Origin of the sequence: Alishewanella sp. WH16-1, from assembly GCF_001441695.1 — a bacterium.
GTDB classification, from domain to species: domain Bacteria; phylum Pseudomonadota; class Gammaproteobacteria; order Enterobacterales; family Alteromonadaceae; genus Alishewanella; species Alishewanella agri.
On record NZ_LCWL01000101.1, the window covers coordinates 25,278 to 42,890 of the forward strand.

15 protein-coding genes are annotated in these 17,613 nt (G+C 51.1%); 2 read left to right on the plus strand and 13 right to left on the minus strand.

Annotated elements, in window-relative coordinates:
* The first annotated feature begins 41 nt into the window (after positions 1–41).
* Complete coding sequence (gene sugE, locus AAY72_RS10110) at positions 42–356, plus strand: quaternary ammonium compound efflux SMR transporter SugE (protein ID WP_057787272.1); 315 nt, start codon at positions 42–44, stop codon at positions 354–356.
* A gap of 4 nt (positions 357–360) precedes the next feature.
* Here sugE and AAY72_RS10115 read toward each other — a convergent pair whose 3' ends face one another.
* The 6 genes from AAY72_RS10115 to rlmD form a co-directional block, all read right to left on the minus strand.
* Positions 361–933 (minus strand): hypothetical protein, encoded by a 573-nt coding sequence (locus AAY72_RS10115; RefSeq protein WP_057787274.1) that lies wholly within the window; start codon positions 931–933, stop codon positions 361–363.
* 107 nt (positions 934–1,040) lie between these two features.
* Entirely contained in the window at positions 1,041–2,333 is a 1,293-nt protein-coding gene (eno, locus tag AAY72_RS10120; protein WP_057787276.1) for a phosphopyruvate hydratase, read from the minus strand.
* 60 nt (positions 2,334–2,393) lie between these two features.
* Entirely contained in the window at positions 2,394–4,031 is a 1,638-nt protein-coding gene (locus AAY72_RS10125) for a CTP synthase (protein WP_057787278.1), read from the minus strand.
* Between the two features lie 199 nt (positions 4,032–4,230).
* A complete protein-coding gene (mazG, locus tag AAY72_RS10130; protein ID WP_057787280.1) occupies positions 4,231–5,019 on the minus strand; it encodes a nucleoside triphosphate pyrophosphohydrolase in 789 nt (262 codons plus the stop codon).
* An 8-nt stretch (positions 5,020–5,027) separates the two neighbouring features.
* On the minus strand, positions 5,028–7,223 hold the full coding sequence (gene relA / locus AAY72_RS10135; RefSeq protein ID WP_008951305.1) for a GTP diphosphokinase: 2,196 nt from the start codon (positions 7,221–7,223) through the stop codon (positions 5,028–5,030).
* 36 nt (positions 7,224–7,259) lie between these two features.
* Complete coding sequence (gene rlmD, locus AAY72_RS10140) at positions 7,260–8,588, minus strand: 23S rRNA (uracil(1939)-C(5))-methyltransferase RlmD (RefSeq protein ID WP_057787282.1); 1,329 nt, start codon at positions 8,586–8,588, stop codon at positions 7,260–7,262.
* Between the two features lie 82 nt (positions 8,589–8,670).
* On the opposite strand from rlmD, the gene AAY72_RS10145 reads away from it, so the two are divergent.
* The gene (locus AAY72_RS10145) at positions 8,671–11,418 is read left to right on the plus strand and encodes a response regulator (RefSeq protein WP_057787284.1); all 2,748 of its coding nucleotides are present in this window, start codon (positions 8,671–8,673) and stop codon (positions 11,416–11,418) included.
* Here AAY72_RS10145 and acpS read toward each other — a convergent pair.
* The 7 genes from acpS to lepA are packed head-to-tail and all read right to left on the minus strand — an operon-like array spanning position 11,385 to position 17,518.
* A complete protein-coding gene (gene acpS, locus AAY72_RS10150) occupies positions 11,385–11,762 on the minus strand; it encodes a holo-ACP synthase (RefSeq protein WP_057787286.1) in 378 nt (125 codons plus the stop codon). The genes AAY72_RS10145 and acpS overlap by 34 nt on opposite strands.
* Positions 11,762–12,490, minus strand: a complete 729-nt coding sequence (gene pdxJ / locus AAY72_RS10155; protein ID WP_057787288.1) for a pyridoxine 5'-phosphate synthase — start codon at positions 12,488–12,490, stop codon at positions 11,762–11,764. The genes acpS and pdxJ overlap by 1 nt, the downstream gene beginning before the upstream one ends.
* Entirely contained in the window at positions 12,487–13,248 is a 762-nt protein-coding gene (recO, locus tag AAY72_RS10160) for a DNA repair protein RecO (RefSeq protein WP_231728948.1), read from the minus strand. Before recO ends, pdxJ begins: the two co-directional genes overlap by 4 nt.
* A complete protein-coding gene (gene era / locus AAY72_RS10165; RefSeq protein ID WP_057787290.1) occupies positions 13,208–14,110 on the minus strand; it encodes a GTPase Era in 903 nt (300 codons plus the stop codon). Before era ends, recO begins: the two co-directional genes overlap by 41 nt.
* On the minus strand, positions 14,100–14,774 hold the full coding sequence (rnc, locus tag AAY72_RS10170; protein ID WP_169313477.1) for a ribonuclease III: 675 nt from the start codon (positions 14,772–14,774) through the stop codon (positions 14,100–14,102). Before rnc ends, era begins: the two co-directional genes overlap by 11 nt.
* A gap of 8 nt (positions 14,775–14,782) precedes the next feature.
* Entirely contained in the window at positions 14,783–15,706 is a 924-nt protein-coding gene (lepB, locus tag AAY72_RS10175; RefSeq protein ID WP_008984378.1) for a signal peptidase I, read from the minus strand.
* Positions 15,707–15,718: 12 nt separating this feature from the next.
* Positions 15,719–17,518: a translation elongation factor 4 gene (lepA, locus tag AAY72_RS10180; protein ID WP_008984379.1), complete on the minus strand. Its 1,800-nt coding sequence runs from the start codon at positions 17,516–17,518 to the stop codon at positions 15,719–15,721.
* Positions 17,519–17,613: the final 95 nt, after the last annotated feature.

Below are 17,613 nucleotides of genomic sequence, written 5' to 3' on the forward strand. Positions count from 1 at the left end.
TCTCTCATCCGGGGACGGCCCCATAACAAGAGGTTAGTGTTATGGCATGGCTTATTTTATTGCTCGCCGGCTTATTGGAAATCGTCTGGGCTGTTGGCCTGAAATATACGGCGGGTTTTACTAAACCCTGGCCCAGCATTATTACGCTGAGCGCGATGATCGCCAGTTTTGTATTACTGGGGCACGCCTTGCGTACCCTGCCACTCGGAGTAGCTTACTCAGTCTGGGTTGGTATCGGCGTTGTCGGTACGGTAATCTTTGGTGCCTGGCTGTTTGACGAAAGCTTAAGTTTGTGGAAAATTGTCAGTATTTTGCTGATCTTACTGGGGATTGTCGGGTTAAAGTTGACTAGCTGAATCATCAGCTTTGGTCGCGCAGTTCAAACTCGGCTTCAGCTGCCCCCTTAGCCAAAGGATCGCATTTTATTTGTGCCCGGAAACCATGCAAACTATTCTCAGCCGGCTGCGGATAGCCGGTTTTGTTCAGCAGTAAACTGACACTATGCTGACGATAGCGTCGCTGCGCGTTGTCCGGGCTGTATTGCTGACGTAAGCTATCGATTTGTTGCTCAGCCTGGCTTAAGCATTCCTCCGGTGAACTACCACCTTGATAGCGCCGTTGTAACACCAGCCAGTTTAATTCACCGCTGGCGTTAAACTGAACCTGTAACAGTTCCTGCAGCTCCGCACCTACCGCAGTGGCCGTGCACTGCTGTTTATCACATTGCACTCCCGCACGCAGAAATTGTGAATTCCCTTCCGTATTGTAACGCTGCTGCAGTAGATTGCGGACCAGCTGCTGCGTCATACCCAGTTGCAATCCCTCGATCTTAATCAGCGTTAGATCAACTTCGGCAATCAATCGCTGCTGTGAGTGGCCGATAACGGGCAGCAGCATCAATAGACAGAGCGAAATACCAAGTACGAGTTTCATGGTGTTACCTTAGACAACAAGTTGAAATTTAGATTATAACAACTCCCTGCCGGCGTCTTGCTGCACTGGATCAAAAAGGGCCACGAATGTGGCCCTATCACCGTCAATTACTGACCTTTGATTTCGCTGCGGCCTTTATATGGTGCTTTGGCACCCAGTTCCTGCTCAATCCGCAGTAACTGGTTGTACTTAGCAACCCGATCCGAGCGGCACAGTGAACCGGTTTTAATTTGACCGGCAGCGGTACCCACTGCTAAATCAGCAATAAAGGCATCCTCGGTTTCACCGCTACGGTGTGAAATCACTGCGGTAAAGCCAGCATCTTTTGCCATCTTGATAGCTGCCAGCGTCTCGGTCAGCGAGCCGATTTGGTTAAACTTGATCAGAATGGAGTTACCAATACCCTGCTCAATACCGCGGGTCAGGATCTTGGTGTTGGTGACAAACAAGTCATCGCCGACCAGCTGCACCTTGCTACCAATTTTGTTAGTCAGATCTTTCCAGCCATCCCAGTCTGACTCGTCCAGACCATCTTCAATTGAGACGATCGGGAAACGCTGTGTCAAACCGGCCAGGAAGTCGTTAAAACCATAGGAATCAAAACTCTTCCCTTCGCCGCCCAGCACGTACTTACCGTCTTTATAGAATTCAGAGGCCGCACAGTCCAGCGCCAGCGTCACGTCTTTATCCATTTCGTAGCCTGCGGCTTTAACCGCTTCCACGATCACGGTCAGGGCTTCTTCGTTAGATTTCAGATCCGGGGCAAAACCACCTTCATCACCCACTGCGGTGTTCAGGCCACGTTTTTGCAATTCTTTCTTCAAGCTGTGGAAGATCTCCGCACCCATCCGCAGGGCTTCAGCGAACGTTTTGGCACCAACCGGCTGCACCATAAATTCCTGAATATCAACGTTGTTATCGGCGTGCTCGCCACCATTGATAATATTCATCATCGGCACTGGCATGCTGTATACGCCAGGAGTACCGTTCAGATCGGCAATGTGCTGGTACAATGGGATCTTTTTATCCGCTGCCGCAGCGCGGGCAACCGCAAGTGATACCGCCAGTATAGCGTTAGCACCCAGCTTAGATTTGCTCTCGGTACCATCCAGCTCAATCATCAGCTGGTCAATAGCCGCTTGCTGATAAGCATCTTTGCCAATTAGCGCGCTCTGGATTGGACCATTGATATTGGCCACGGCTTTGGTAACACCCTTGCCTAAATAACGGCTTTTATCGCCATCACGCAGCTCCAGCGCTTCACGTGAGCCGGTCGAGGCACCTGAAGGTGCGCAGCCGCGACCCATAGCACCACTGGCCAGATACACATCGGCCTCAACGGTTGGATTGCCGCGTGAATCCATAATCTCGCGGGCGATAATTTTGACAATTGCTGACATAGTCTTAAGTCCCCTGTTAAAAACTAAAAAGCCGTGCCTTAGCGCACGGCTTCAGATCCGTTATACGCGTTGCTGTTTCTGATACTGATGCGCCGCAGCGACAAAGCTCTGAAACAGCGGGTGGCCATCCCGTGGTGTCGAGTTAAATTCCGGGTGGAATTGCCCGGCGACAAACCAGGGGTGAGTAGGAATTTCGATCATCTCAACCAGCTGGTTATCCGCTGATAAGCCCGAAACCACCAGCCCGGCTTCTTCTAATTTTGGTCGTAAATGGTTATTCACTTCGTAGCGGTGGCGGTGCCGCTCCTGGATCACAGCTTTACCGTAGATCTCACGCGCCTTGGTCTTGTCTTTCAGATTACAGTTCTGACTGCCCAGGCGCATAGTCCCACCCAGATCAGATTCATCGTTGCGCACTTCCACTGAACCATCGGCATCACGCCATTCCGTGATCAAACCGACCACCGGATAAGGCGTAGCTTTGTTAAATTCGGTCGAGTGTGCACCCGGCATACCGGCAACATTGCGCGCATATTCAATCAGCGCGACCTGCATGCCCAGACAAATTCCCAGGTAAGGTACCTTTTGTTCGCGGGCATACTTCGCTGCTAAAATCTTACCTTCAACACCACGCTCACCAAAGCCGCCCGGCACCAGAATACCGTCCAGGCCCGCCAGCACTGCGGTGCCTTTGCTTTCGACATCCTGCGAGTCGATATATTTAATATTCACCGTTAAACGGTTTTTCAGACCAGCGTGGCCCAGCGCTTCATTTACTGACTTATAAGCATCCGGCAACTCGACGTATTTACCGACCATACCAATGGTCACTTCGCCGGTTGGATTCGACTCCTGATACAGCACCTGCTCCCACTCGGCCAAATCAGCCTGTGGTGCGTCGATATGGAAGCGACGACAGACCAGATCGTCCAGGCTCTGTGACTTTAATAACGCCGGGATCTGATAAATGCTGGAGACGTCTTTTAATGAAATAACGGCTTTTTCTTCAACATTGGTAAAGAGCGCAATTTTCGCCTTTTCATTGTTGGGAATCGCACGGTCAGAGCGGCAGACCAGAATATCCGGCTGGATCCCAATTGAACGCAGCTCTTTTACCGAGTGTTGGGTTGGCTTGGTTTTGATTTCACCGGCTGTACCCAGGTAAGGCACCAGCGTCAGGTGCATATAGAGCGTGCGCTCACGACCGACTTCGGTGCCAAGTTGCCGGATGGCTTCCAGGAAAGGTAAGGATTCAATATCGCCGACCGTGCCACCAATTTCGACAATGGCAATATCGAAGCCTTCTGCACCCTGTACCACACGGTGTTTAATTTCGTTGGTGATATGTGGAATGACCTGGATGGTTGCCCCCAGATAGTCACCACGACGCTCACGGCGCAGCACATCAGCGTAGATCCGGCCTTGAGTAAAGTTGTTCAGTTTACTCATTTTGGTACGGATAAAGCGCTCGTAATGACCTAAATCCAGATCGGTTTCGGCGCCATCTTCAGTCACAAATACTTCACCGTGCTGAATAGGACTCATGGTGCCCGGGTCAACGTTAATATAAGGGTCCAGCTTCAGGATGGTTACCTTCAGGCCACGGGCCTCTAAGATTGCCGCCAGCGACGCTGCTGCTATGCCTTTACCCAAAGATGAGACTACCCCACCCGTCACGAAGATATATCTTGTCGCCATAAGACCCCAGACACACAGTAAGAAAGATTAGACCAAATCACCATGCCAAAAGCGGTAATGCCAATACTGGCAACAGTACAGCTAAGGTAAAGAGCGTTTGGTATCAGGACGGGAGAAAAGTATAGCAAAGGGCAAGGCGGCGCTCAATCAAAAGCGCTGTAGTTTGCGGTTTATTCTAAGCCGGCTGCCAATACCAGTATTAGGGGGGATCTTGTTTGACCTGTTGCCATAGCGTGTCCATCTCTGCCAGATCACTGTCGGCCGGCGTTTTCCCCGCGGCTGCCAGCGCCTGTTCTACCGCGCGAAAGCGCCGTTCAAATTTGCTATTGGCCGCACGCAATACCGCTTCCGGATCCAGCTTGTGTTTGCGCACCACATTGACCAGCGCAAACATGAGATCACCCAACTCTTCTGCCAGTTCGGGGCTGTCACTGGCAGTTTGCTCCACTTCGAGGATCTCCTCTTTAACTTTATCCCAGCAGCCCTGCACGTCCGGCCAGTCAAAACCAACATTGGCGCAACGTTTTTGTAGCTTATTGGCCCGGCTTAATGCCGGCAAACTCTGCGGAATATTATCCAGCACACTGTGCTGGCCCTGCTGCTGGCGCTCGGCACTTTTCAGCGCTTCCCAGTTCTGCAGTACCTGCTCAGCGCTATTGGCATTCACAGCGCCTGCAGCATCAGCAAATACATGCGGATGCCGCCGCTCCAGCTTAGTGCTGATACTGTCGACTACATCATTAAACTGAAAATGGCCATCTTCTTTGGCCAGCTGGGCATAAAACACCACCTGAAACAGCAAATCACCGAGTTCATCTTTTAGCTCAGTAAAGCTTTGCCGGTTAATGGCATCGGCGACTTCGTAGGCCTCTTCCAGAGTGTAGGGCACAATGCTGGCGTAGTTTTGCTTTAGATCCCACGGACAGCCCCGTTCAGGGTCGCGCAGGGTGCTCATAATATCCAGTAAGCGTTGTATCGGTGCTGCCACAAAAATTCCTAATGATGAAAGCGTTTGGCTTCAATAACATCGTCAATCTGACTGATTTTACTCAGCAGTTTGTTCAGCGAGTCCAGATTATACAGCTCCATCGTCATATTGATGACCGCCGTTTGCTCTTTAATATCCGAACTGCTGCTCATCTTAGTGACGTTAGCTTTTTCATTCGCCAGGATGCTGGTGATGTCTCGCAACAAGCCATTACGGTCATGCGCGACGATACGGATATCCACCTCATAGCCGGAGGCATACTTATCGCCCCAGGTGGCTTCGACCACCCGCTCAGGCTGAGCGTCCTGCAGCAGTTTAAACTGTTCACAGTCATCGCGGTGAATGGCGATACCGCGGCCCTGAGTGATATAGCCGATAATGGCATCGCCCGGCAGCGGATGACAGCAACCGGCCATATGGCTCAGTAAGTTACCGACGCCTTGCACTATCACATCACTCTTGGCTTTGTTTTGTGACAGTGGCTTGGTTTTCAAGCGTGGGTCAATTTCCGGCAACTCATGCTTGGGTTGCTGGCTTTGAATAAAGTGCACCACCTGGGTGACCTTGATCTCTCCGCCACCAATGCCGACCAGTAACTCGTCCATGCTATTCACATTAAAGCGAGCAATAACTTTCGTCGGATGCTCCAGCACCAGATTAAGTCGCGATAATTCAGCATCCAACAACTCGCGGCCGGCTGCCAGATTTTTATCACGATCCTGTAACCGGAACCAGTATTGTACCTTCGAGCGGGCGCGGCTCGATTTCAGATAGCCCAAATTCGGGTTTAGCCAGTCACGACTCGGGTTAGGTTCGCGGCCAGTTAAAATTTCAACCTGATCGCCGGTTTTTAGCTGATAAGTAAAGGGTACAATGCGGCCGGAGATTTTGGCGCCAATACAGCGATGCCCGACGTTAGAATGGATATAGTAAGCAAAATCCAGCGGCGTTGATCCCATTGGCAAATCAACAATGTCACCCTTGGGGGTAAACACATAGACCCGATCTTCAATCACCTGATTACGTAGTTCTTCTACCAGATCCGTGCCTTCTGCCAGATCTTCCTGCCATTGCAGCAACTTACGTAACCAACCTATTTTTTCATCGTTAGCGGCAGTACGACCAGCCGTGGCGCCCTCTTTGTAACGCCAGTGTGCTGCCACTCCCAGCTCAGCATCTTCGTGCATCTGCCGGGTGCGGATCTGAATTTCAATCGGCCGGCCCTGTGGTCCCAATACCACGGTGTGGATCGACTGATAACCATTTTGTTTTGGTGTGGCGATGTAGTCGTCAAATTCTTTTGGCAGATGGCGCCAGCTAGTATGCACTAACCCGAGTGCAGCATAACAATCCTGAACCCGTTCGGTAACAATCCGCACGGCCCGGATATCGTACAGCTGATCAAAAGACAGCTGCTTCTTCTGCATCTTTTTCCAGATACTGAAAATATGCTTTGGCCGGCCATACACTTCGGCTTGTAAATTGGCATCCTGCATTTTTTGCCGTACGCTGGCAACGAACTCCTGCATATACTGCTCGCGATCCAGGCGCCGCTCTTCCAACAGGCTGGCGATTTGCTTATAGGTTTGCGGATGCAGATAACGGAACGCCAGATCTTCCAACTCCCACTTTAACTGACCAATTCCCAGCCGGTTGGCCAGCGGCGCGAAGATGGCATTGGTCTCTTTCGCCGCCAATACCCGGGTTTCTTCATCCGCATTTTTGACATCACGTAAATAACAGATTTGCGCAGCCAGTTTAATCACCACGGCCCGCACGTCTTCGACCATCGCCAACAACATCCGGCGTAGCGTATCCGCTTGCTGACCATCGTTATTCTGACGCACACTCAACGGAATGGTGCGGATCGCAGCCATCTGCTGCACGGACGTTAACAAACCTGATACTGCAGGGTTAACCTGATCTTCAATCGTCGGTAAGCTCAGTAAATTGGCTTCAAAAACCGGAAATAATAAGGCCGCAACCAGAGAGTCCTGATCCATACGCAACTCTGCCAGGATCTCAACCATATCCCAACCGGTACGCACTTGCGGATTATCATCATCCAGCTGTAATTGTTTCAACCAGGTCGCAGTGTCGAGCAGCGATTCAATCTTTTTTTCCGTCAAGCCCAGCGAGCACAACCATTCAAAGGTTTCGCCACCGTGATAACCATGACTGTGTGACTGACGTACCCTGACCATGTTTTTTCCTCTGCTAGTGCCCCGGCGAGTCTCAGGCTATTGACGACTGAACAACGCCATAAGTTCCAAATGCGCGGTATGCGGAAACATATCTACCCCAGCCAGTTTTTGCAACTGATAGCCGGCTGCCAGCAGCACCTTCGCATCGCGGGCGAAGGTAGCCGGGTTACAGGAGACGTACAATATCTGTGCCGGTTTCAGTACCAACAGCTGTTTTACTGCCCCCTCAGCACCGGCTCGGGCCGGATCTAACAGCACTTTTTGATAGATTGGCTGGTTCCAGGCGGTTTTGCCCCAGGGAAGATGTAAATCAGCTTGCCAGAAATGCACATTTTGCAGCTGATTTAATTGCGCATTCTCAGTAGCCTGTTGCACCATTTTGGACAAGCCTTCCACGCCATGCACTAATTTAGCACTTTTCGCCAGCGCCAGACTAAAGTTACCCATGCCGGCATACAGATCGAGAATCGTATCTTCGGCGGTCGGAGCCAGCCAGGCGACAGCCTGACTGACCAGTAACTGATTGACGTCAGTGTTAACCTGAATAAAATCATCGGCGGCAAACTCTAAGCTAATTCCCTGCTCTGCCAGGGTATAGCGCAGTGGCTGGTCGGCATTTTGCCAGCTGGTAAATTTTCCAGGCTCAGCTTCACTATACCAGCTGGCATCTGGCCAAACGCTGACAAAGGCTTGTTGCTCAGCTGCCGTCAAGGCGGCGACATGGCGGATCACCACAACTGGCTGCTCGTCGGCCAGAATCACTTCAGCGTGCGTCACCGACTCGGGTCGACTTAACCTTGGCACAACCTGTTTTAAGCTGGCAAAAATGGGCTGTAGCGGCGCTGCCAACACATCACAATGTGTTACCTCAGCCAGTTGCTTACTGCCTGCCTGGCGAAAACCCACGGTAAGTTGACGTTGTTTTTTGTCATACCACAGCCCGATGCGCGCTTTGCGCCGGTAATGTCGGTCAGCGGCGCTTAGCATTGGCTGCCAGGGTAAAGTCTGCAAGCCTAACTGATGGCAAAGTAGCGCCTGTACTCCTTGCTGCTTATATAAGCGCTGTTGCTCCGCACTCAGGTATTGCAACTGGCAACCACCACAGCGCGTGAAACTCGGACAAAAAGGTTCAACCCGATCCGCGCTCTGTTGAAGCACTTTAATGGTACGGGCTTTTAAATATTCGGCTTTATCTTCAGTAACACTGGCCAGCACCTGCTCACCCGGCAGAGCACCACTGACAAAAGCAATTTTTTGCTGATAACGGCTGATACCGTTAGCTTCATAGTCCAGATTGTCGATTTGCAACTTAATTTGCTGGCCAAGGCGGCTTGGTTTCGCTTTGGCTTTATACAGGCTTACCATCTTATGGGGTCTTATAGGTTTTTCGCGTTCGATATGTCATTATGACACGGCGGAGCTGAATTGTAATAAATGCGAACTGCCAATGCCGAAAATAGGTTTACGCCTCTGGTTAATTTTATCTGTCGTGCTACCAACATTACTGGTTGGCAGTGTGTTGGGTTTCTATTTTAATTACCAACAACAGCAGGAAATGCAGCGTCATTTACGTGAGCATGCGGCCAATATCGCCTTACCGCTGGCGATCAGCAGCCAACAGTTACTGCCACAACAGCAAAGCCGGGGCGTACAATTACTGCTGGAACACGCTCACCGTCTGAATTCACCTCAGGTTATCAGTATTTCACTGTTTAACGCTGATGGTCAGCTACTCTATACCAGTAACAGTCAACAAGACTTGAGCAACGAGTCCATACATCAACAGCGTCCGGATAATGTCCAGATCACCTATCACAACCTGCCGGATAAACTGCTGGTTTATCAGCCGCTGTTAAAGACCAATCCGTTATTAGACGAAGAGCCGGGCTATTTGTTACTGGCGATGCAACAAGCGCCGGTAGCGCTGCAACAGCAGATCAATATGCTGCATACCACGCTATTGGTTGGCGGCATTGTGCTATTGGCTATCGTATTAGCGTTACTGATGGTGCAAAAACAGCTCGGTGCCCAACGTCGCTTAAAGCGTCAGCTCCAACAATTACTGGATGGCGAATACCGGTTGCGGCATTACCCGTTGGGGATTTTAGAGCTGGAACAATTGCAGCACAGCATGTTGTTATTAGCAAAGCGCCTGAGTACCCTTGAACAGGAGATGCAACAAAATATTGAGCAGGTGACCAGCGATTTACAGCAGAGTATGGAGCAGCTGGAAATCCAGAATATTCAACTGGAATTTGCCAAGCGCAAGGCGCTGGATGATAACCGCCAAAAGTCAGATTTTCTGGCCAAAATGAGTCATGAATTGCGTACGCCACTGAATGCGGTAATCGGCTTTACCCGCCAGCTGTTAAAAACGCCGCTGACGCCCAATCAGGGCGACTACCTGCATACTATTCAAAAATCGGCTAACAGCCTGTTGAATCTGGTCAATGATGTACTAGATTTTTCAAGGCTGGAAGAGGGACGAATGGCGATTAACCCGGAGCCGGTGTCGCTACGAGATCTGTTTAATGATGCAGTCGAGCTGTTAGCGGCTAACGCTTTTGATAAACAACTGGAGTTGGTGTTGCTGTTTGAGCCCGGTTGCCCGGATGATGTGGTGGTTGACCCGGCCCGCCTGACTCAGGTGCTAATGAATATTGCGGGTAACGCCATCAAATTTACCGAGCACGGCAGTGTGGTGATCCGCGTCAGTGCCACCGCCCTGTCGGAAGAGCAGTTCAATTTACATATTTCGGTCAAAGACACCGGTCGGGGTATCAGTGAAGATAAGCAGAGTCGTTTGTTTGACGGTGTGACTATTACTGAACAACATGATCAACAAAGTGGTTCCGGCCTCGGGTTGTTAATCAGTAAACGGCTGGTGCAAGCGATGCAGGGCAATATCGGCTTCGACAGTAAACTGGGTGAAGGCTCTACTTTCTGGTTCACCCTGAAATGTCTGAAGCACCCTATTACCGTGGCCGAGGCGCTGCCGCTGGCTCAGCTGGAAAATAAAACCGTGCTGTACTTTGAACCGCAGCAATATTCGCGTGAAGCCACCTTGCAATTACTGAACAGCTGGGGCATGCAGGTTACGGCTTGTGCGACCAAAGGGCAGTTACAGCAAGCGGTGAGTCGTGAACAACACTATGATATCGGCCTGATTGGCCGGGCTGTTGCCATCAATCAGGTAAATGAAATTATTGCTCTGGTGCAGCAGTTACGGCAGCCTTGCCAGTATGTTTACCTGCTGGTCAATACCTTGTCACCAAATCTGCGCGAGGTATTGCTGAGCTCAGGCGCAACAGCCTGTTTACCCAAACCGGCACATTTGCGTAAACTGGCTCTGGCTCTAGCCCAACCTTATAGCTTGCCAACGCCATCTGGTCCGGCAAAAGAGCTGATGCTGCGTGGCGCCCTGCGGGTGCTGACGGTAGATGATAACGAAGCCAATTTGAAATTAATTAATACCTTACTGCGCGAACGGGTGCAGGAACTCGACTCGGCACATGATGGCGCTGAAGCCTGGCAAAAAACCACCCAGCACGTCTACGACATCATCTTTATGGATATTAATATGCCAGTGATGGACGGGATTACCGCCTGCCAGCGCATCCGCCAAAGCTCGTTAAACGAACACACGCCAATTATCGCGGTAACGGCTCATGCGATGGATGGTGAGCGCGCTCGCTTACTCAGTCTGGGTTTTAATGAATTCTTAACCAAACCACTTGATGAACAAATGCTGCACTTTACGCTACAGGAGTTCTGTCAGCTGACACGCAACCAGGCCCCAGCGTTAAAGATTGCCCCCCAAGCTACGCCCCTGATCGATTGGGAAGCAGCCTTGATGCGTGCGGCAGGCAAAGCGGATTTGGCACAGGAGATGCTGCAGCTGTTAGTACAATCTCTGCCACAAGCCGAACAGCAGATTGAACAAGCACTGACTGATAATGATCAGCAGCTATTGTTGCACGCGCTGCATAAACTACATGGCGCCTGTTGCTATACCGGCGTGCCACGCCTGAAAAATTTATTGGAAGCCCTGGAAACACAGCTGAAAAAAGGTGTGGCTATCAAGTCGTTGGCACCAGAGTTGTCTGAGCTGGAGGATGTACTAGGCCTACTAAAAACCGCCAATATTACATCGCCCCCCGCTCAGGCCTCCAGTATCACTGTTGCACAGGCATAAGCCTGCTCATCACTGATACTCAGCCAGAGTGCAGTAACCCCCAGCTCTGCTGCCAATTCGGCAGCGCGGCCACTGAGAAAGAGCTCTGGCTTACCCTGGGCGTCGTTACGAACTTCAAAATGCTGGAACGAGATACCACGACCAATGCCAGTACCCAGCGCTTTTGCCGCTGCTTCTTTTGCCGCAAAACGTTTGGCAAAATAGCGTTCTGGCTGATTTAACTCAGCAAAGCATTGCTGTTCAAAGGGCGTAAGTACCCGTTCGATCAACCGTGGGCTTTTTTGCAGACTAGTGGCAATCCGCTCAATTGCTACGATATCCGTTCCCAGGCCGCGGATCGGCATTAGCGGCGCGCCTCAACCATCAGCCGCTTCATTTCAGATACGGCTGGCCCTAAGCCACTAAATAGTGCCCGGGCAATAATTGCATGGCCGATATTCAGCTCGTACATTTCTGGAATAGCGGCGATCGGCTGCACATTGTGGTAGTGCAGGCCATGGCCGGCATTAACGGTAATGCCGAGTGAGCTGGCATAGGCGGCAGCCTCTGCAATCCGCTTTAATTCAGCTTGCTGTACCGCACCACTGGTTTCGGCATAGTGACCGGTATGTATTTCAATAAAGGGTGCACCGACTTCTGCCGCCGCATCAATTTGTTTTTTATCCGCGTCGATAAATAATGACACCAGAATGTTGTCAGCTTGTAATTGCTGCACGGCAGCACGGATTTTACTGAGCTGACCAGCAACTTCCAACCCGCCTTCAGTCGTTAACTCTTCGCGCTTCTCCGGTACCAGACAGCTAAAATGGGGTTTTAATTTGCCGGCAATACCGAGCATTTCTTCGGTCACCGCCATCTCAAAATTCAGCCGGGTACCGATAGTTTCGCGCAAGATAAACACATCGCGGTCAATAATATGCCGCCGATCTTCCCGTAAATGCACCGTGATACCATCAGCACCGGCCTGCTCAGCCATTAAAGCGGCATGTACCGGCTCGGGATAAGCCGTACCACGGGCGTTACGCACCGTTGCGATATGGTCGATATTTACGCCAAGATAGATTGCAGTCATTCTTCACTCCGAGAGGTAGCCACGGGCGTCTTGAACTGTTGAAACAACGCCCGGCTGGTTAAAGGTTTGTCGCCAAGCAGCGGCGCTAATAGCTGCCGGCTTAACTGCTTAGCGACTTTCAAAGTTATTGCTTGTTGCCAGTCTGCAGCGGCAATCGCTAATAAAGCGCTACCCGGCCAACCCTGTTCGCTGGCGACCAAGCCTTGCTCTGACACCAAGCGATAATAAGCGCTGGCGGTTAAGGGTGCCGCGTGCGCATCCAGCGCCAGCTCGGGCAGTTGCCCTAATTCGGCCAGCAGTGCAAATTCAAATTGCCGCAACACCACTTCCAGGCTGTTATCGGCGTTATTCCGCGCCAGCTGCTGCAAGGTACGCTGATAGAGCTGAAACAGATTGTCTGAGCCCAGATCTGCGGGCCACAGCCGGCACAGTAGCTCATTCAGGTAGAGGGCGCTAAACAGGACCCGGCCATTGAAGGGGTAAGCACTGGCCTGTTCCTCCAGTTGCGACACTGTTTTCAGGTTGCTTCGACCGCTCAGGCTGATTAAATAGGCTTGGAAAGGTTGTAACGCGCGATGTTGTTTACCGCTACGCCGCCGGACAACGGCACTGACCCGCCCCAACTCCGGCAACAATAATTGCAGCAATAACTTATTTTCCTGGTAAGGACGGCTGTGCAAGATATAAGCAGGCACCAGGCTAGCGTCCATAATTGCATTAATCTTCGCCGTAACCCAGACTACGCAGGGCGCGCTCATCGTCTGCCCAGCCGGTTTTCACTTTAACCCAAATTTGCAGAAATACCGGAGCCTCTAACATCGCGGCCATATCCAGTCTGGCTTCAGTGGCAATTTGCTTTAAGCGCTCGCCTTTATTGCCAATCACCATCCGCTTTTGACTCTCCCGCTCGACCAACACCAAGGCGGCGATATGAAAATGCTTTTCTTCCCACTTAAAGCGTTCAATTTCTACCGTCACCGAGTACGGTAGTTCATCACCGAGAAAGCGCATCAGTTTTTCGCGGACGATTTCGGCAGCCATAAAGCGTTGCGAACGGTCCGTGACGTAATCGTCCGGAAATAAAAACTCGCAGGGTGGCAGGTGTTGCTGCACCACTTTGCGCAGCGCTGCAACGTTATCGCCGCTTTCAGCGGACAACGGCACCACATCCAGAAAATCCAGTTGACTGCCCAGCCACTGTAAGTGCGGTAGTAACTCGGCTTTATCTTTATACAGGTCAACTTTATTCACCACCAGGATCACTGGCTTCTTGGACGCAATCAGCTTGTTTAACACCATCTGATCATCGTCATGCCAGCGGGTCCCTTCTACCACGAACAATACAAACTCGACGTCCAGGATCGAGGTTGCCGCCGCCTTGTTCATCAAACGGTTGATCGCGCGTTTTTCATCGATATGCAAGCCCGGCGTATCAACGAATACCGCCTGGTACTGTGCTTCGGTATCAATACCCACAATGCGGTGGCGGGTGGTTTGTGGTTTCTTTGAGGTGATACTAACCTTTTGCCCCACCAGCTTATTCAGCAGCGTCGATTTACCGACATTCGGGCGGCCAACAATGGCCACCAGGCCGGCAAAAGTAGAAGGACTAACGGTCATGTTTTAACTGTTCCAAAGCCAGCGCAGCAGCATCCTGCTCCGCTTTGCGCCGGGATGACCCGGTCGCGGTAATAGGAGCCTTCCCCGGCACAGTACAGCGCACGGTAAAGGTTTGTTGATGCGCTTCACCCGCGGTGGCAATCACATCGTAAGCGGGTAACGGCAGGCGCAACCCTTGCAGATATTCCTGCAACTGGGTTTTTGAGTCTTTTTGCTGGCCCGGCGCTATCTCTTGCAGCCGCGGTCCAAACCATTCCAGGATCCGACTCTTGCAAGCGTCCATGCCACTATCCAGATAGATGGCACCTAAAATGGCTTCCAGGGCATCAGCCAGAATCGACTCGCGACGATAGCCACCACTTTTTAACTCACCAGGCCCTAAACGCAAAAAGTCTGACAGACCTAGCTCCTGCGCAATCGAAGCCAGAGTGACACCTTTTACCAAGGCAGAACGCATCCGGGTCAGATCCCCTTCCCGGGTTTGCGGAAAACGGGCAAACAAAGCTTCTGCAATAATCAAACCGAGCAGCGCATCGCCCAGAAACTCTAAACGTTCATTGTGCTGGCCTTTGCAACTGCGATGCGTCAGCGCCTGTTCCAGTAAACTGATGTGCTGGAACTGATAGCCAAGTTTTTTCATCAGTGGGCTTAACGTTTTTTGCATCATCAGGCTTACCGGATCGGCCCCAGACGTTCAAAGCGCACACCGACCGGAACCCAGCCTGGCACCCAACTATTCGGATCTTCAGTAAACTCAAAACTCATCCAGATAAAGACGGCCTTACCCACCAGATTATCTGCGGGTACAAAGCCCCAGAACCGGCTATCAATGCTGTTATCGCGGTTATCACCGAGGACAAAGTAATGACCTTCCGGCACAATAAATTCTTCAATGTCAGTGCCGCGCTGGCGGAAGTAATTGCGGAAGTCTTCCGGTTTCATCGGAGTCGTCAGAACCTGATGGCTAATTTCCCCCAGCTGTTCCTGATAACGGCGCTGCGGCATCGGGCCTAAAAAGAACTCACCTTCGTCCTGAAACGTCATCGGCACGGCAACCAGTTCACCGCAGCCTGGCTGTACTGGTTCAGCACAACCCTGAGCGATAAAGAGCTGTTTATTCTGGTACACAATCCGATCACCCGGCAAACCGACGACACGTTTAATATAGTCAATTTTTGGATTCAGTGGATACTTGAACACCGCAACATCGCCCCGCTCTGGCGTGGCATTGTGATACAGCGTTTTACGCCAGACCGGGTCTTTGACGTCATAAGCGTACTTTTCTACCAGAATAAAGTCGCCCACTAACAACGTTGGCATCATCGAACCGGATGGAATTTGAAATGGCTCATACAAAAAAGATCGCAGCAGGGTAATGGCTGCCACTAGCGGAAACAGCGACTTGGCCGTTTCAATAATTGCCGGCTCTTTCAGCAATTCTTGTTCCGCTTCCGGTGGCAGGTTGCCTTTGGCAGCTTGCCGCGCCTGCTCTAATAACTGTTTACGCCTTGGTGCCAGATAATATTTATCCAGCAACCACAACAAACCAAAACTTAGCGTAAGCAGTACTAATAAAATTGCAAAATAGCCAGCCATTAAAGGTCCTTGTTATTTTCCGACTTTAAGAATCGCCAGGAAGGCCTCTTGCGGTACTTCAACGTTACCAACCTGCTTCATGCGTTTCTTACCTTCTTTCTGCTTTTGCAGCAGCTTTTTCTTCCGACTGACGTCACCGCCATAACACTTCGCCAATACGTTTTTCCTTAACTGCTTCACCGTGGTGCGGGCGATAACGTGGTTACCAATAGCGGCCTGAATCGCAATGTCGAACATCTGGCGCGGGATCAGCTCTTTCAGTTTTTCTGCCAGCTCGCGGCCACGGCCCTGCGCGAAGTCAATATGGCTGATAATCGCCAGCGCATCGACCCGCTCGCCGTTAATCAGGATATCTACCCGCTGCATGTTAGAGGTTTGGAAGCGTTTAAAACTGTAATCCAATGAGGCATAACCACGGCTGGTTGATTTCAGACGGTCAAAGAAGTCCATCACCACTTCCGCCATTGGCAGTTCATACACCACTGCCACCTGGCGGCCGTGATAACTCATATTGACCTGGGTACCGCGTTTTTCGATACAAAGCGTAATAACGTTACCAAGATATTCCTGCGGTACCAGAATATGCGCTTCCACGATAGGTTCGCGAATTTCATCGATGTCATTTACCGCTGGCAAGGCGCTGGGGTTATCCACCATCACCACTTCACCGTTCTTTTTCACCACTTCGTAGACTACCGTCGGCGCAGTGGTAATCAAATCCAGATCGTATTCGCGCTCCAGCCGTTCCTGAATGATTTCCATATGCAGCATGCCGAGGAAACCAATACGGAAACCAAAACCCAAAGCACCAGAGTTTTCCGGTTCATAGAATAACGATGAGTCATTCAGGCTTAGCTTAGCCAGTGCATCCCGAAAATCTTCGTAATCATCACTGGAAACCGGAAAGACGCCGGCGTATACCTGCGGTTTAATCCGTTTAAAACCTGGCAGTGGTTTGTCGGCGCTATTTTTGGCCAGCGTCAGGGTGTCACCAACCGGCGCACCTTTAATTTCTTTGATACCGGCAATCACGAAGCCTACTTCACCGGTTTTCAGCTCACCGGTATTAGTGGCTTTCGGGCTGAACACACCCACCTTGTCTACCTCATAGGTTTGACCGGTCGACATCACTTTGATTTTATCTTTAGCTTTGATACTGCCGTGCTTGACCCGCACCAGAGATACCACACCCTGATAGGAGTCAAACCAGGAGTCAATAATCAAAGCTTGAGTCGGCGCTTCAGGCTCGCCCTCTGGTGGTGGGATCTTCTTAACGATCGTTTCCAGCACATCCTTGATCCCCAGACCGGTTTTCGCAGAGCACTGCACTGCTCCTACCGCTTCGATACCGATAATATCTTCAATTTCTTCTGATACCCGATCCGGATCCGCTTGCGGTAAATCGATTTTGTTTAATACCGGCAACACTTCAAGATTCATCTCCAGCGCGGTATAGCAATTAGCTACGGTTTGCGCTTCTACGCCTTGCCCCGCATCGACTACCAGCAACGCACCTTCACAAGCAGCCAGCGAGCGGCTGACTTCATAGGTAAAGTCAACGTGGCCCGGTGTATCGATAAAATTCAGCTGGTAGGTGTTACCGTCATCAGCCTGATAATGCAGGGTAACGCTTTGCGCTTTAATGGTAATACCGCGCTCGCGCTCCAGATCCATCGAATCCAGCACCTGCTGTTGCATCTCGCGATCACTAAGACCACCACAGTATTGAATTAACCGATCTGACAGAGTCGATTTACCATGGTCGATATGGGCGATAATAGAAAAGTTTCTGATATGGTCGAGTTTAGGCATCTTATCCGCAAAAAAACTGAGTGCACGGCCACCGGCTCCGGGCCTCTTGGGCCTGTCGACAATTGGAGACAATGCGGGTTAGTACTGAAATTAGC

Coding starts and splice junctions, on each gene's coding strand:
- sugE (WP_057787272.1), top strand. CDS start 42: ATGGCATGGCTTATTTTATTGCTCGCCGGCTTATTGGAAATCGTCTGG.
- AAY72_RS10115 (WP_057787274.1), bottom strand. CDS start 933: ATGAAACTCGTACTTGGTATTTCGCTCTGTCTATTGATGCTGCTGCCC.
- eno (WP_057787276.1), bottom strand. CDS start 2,333: ATGTCAGCAATTGTCAAAATTATCGCCCGCGAGATTATGGATTCACGC.
- AAY72_RS10125 (WP_057787278.1), bottom strand. CDS start 4,031: ATGGCGACAAGATATATCTTCGTGACGGGTGGGGTAGTCTCATCTTTG.
- relA (WP_008951305.1), bottom strand. CDS start 7,223: ATGGTCAGGGTACGTCAGTCACACAGTCATGGTTATCACGGTGGCGAA.
- rlmD (WP_057787282.1), bottom strand. CDS start 8,588: ATGGTAAGCCTGTATAAAGCCAAAGCGAAACCAAGCCGCCTTGGCCAG.
- AAY72_RS10145 (WP_057787284.1), top strand. CDS start 8,671: ATGCCGAAAATAGGTTTACGCCTCTGGTTAATTTTATCTGTCGTGCTA.
- acpS (WP_057787286.1), bottom strand. CDS start 11,762: ATGCCGATCCGCGGCCTGGGAACGGATATCGTAGCAATTGAGCGGATT.
- pdxJ (WP_057787288.1), bottom strand. CDS start 12,490: ATGACTGCAATCTATCTTGGCGTAAATATCGACCATATCGCAACGGTG.
- recO (WP_231728948.1), bottom strand. CDS start 13,248: ATGAGCGCGCCCTGCGTAGTCTGGGTTACGGCGAAGATTAATGCAATT.
- era (WP_057787290.1), bottom strand. CDS start 14,110: ATGACCGTTAGTCCTTCTACTTTTGCCGGCCTGGTGGCCATTGTTGGC.
- rnc (WP_169313477.1), bottom strand. CDS start 14,774: ATGCAAAAAACGTTAAGCCCACTGATGAAAAAACTTGGCTATCAGTTC.
- lepB (WP_008984378.1), bottom strand. CDS start 15,706: ATGGCTGGCTATTTTGCAATTTTATTAGTACTGCTTACGCTAAGTTTT.
- lepA (WP_008984379.1), bottom strand. CDS start 17,518: ATGCCTAAACTCGACCATATCAGAAACTTTTCTATTATCGCCCATATC.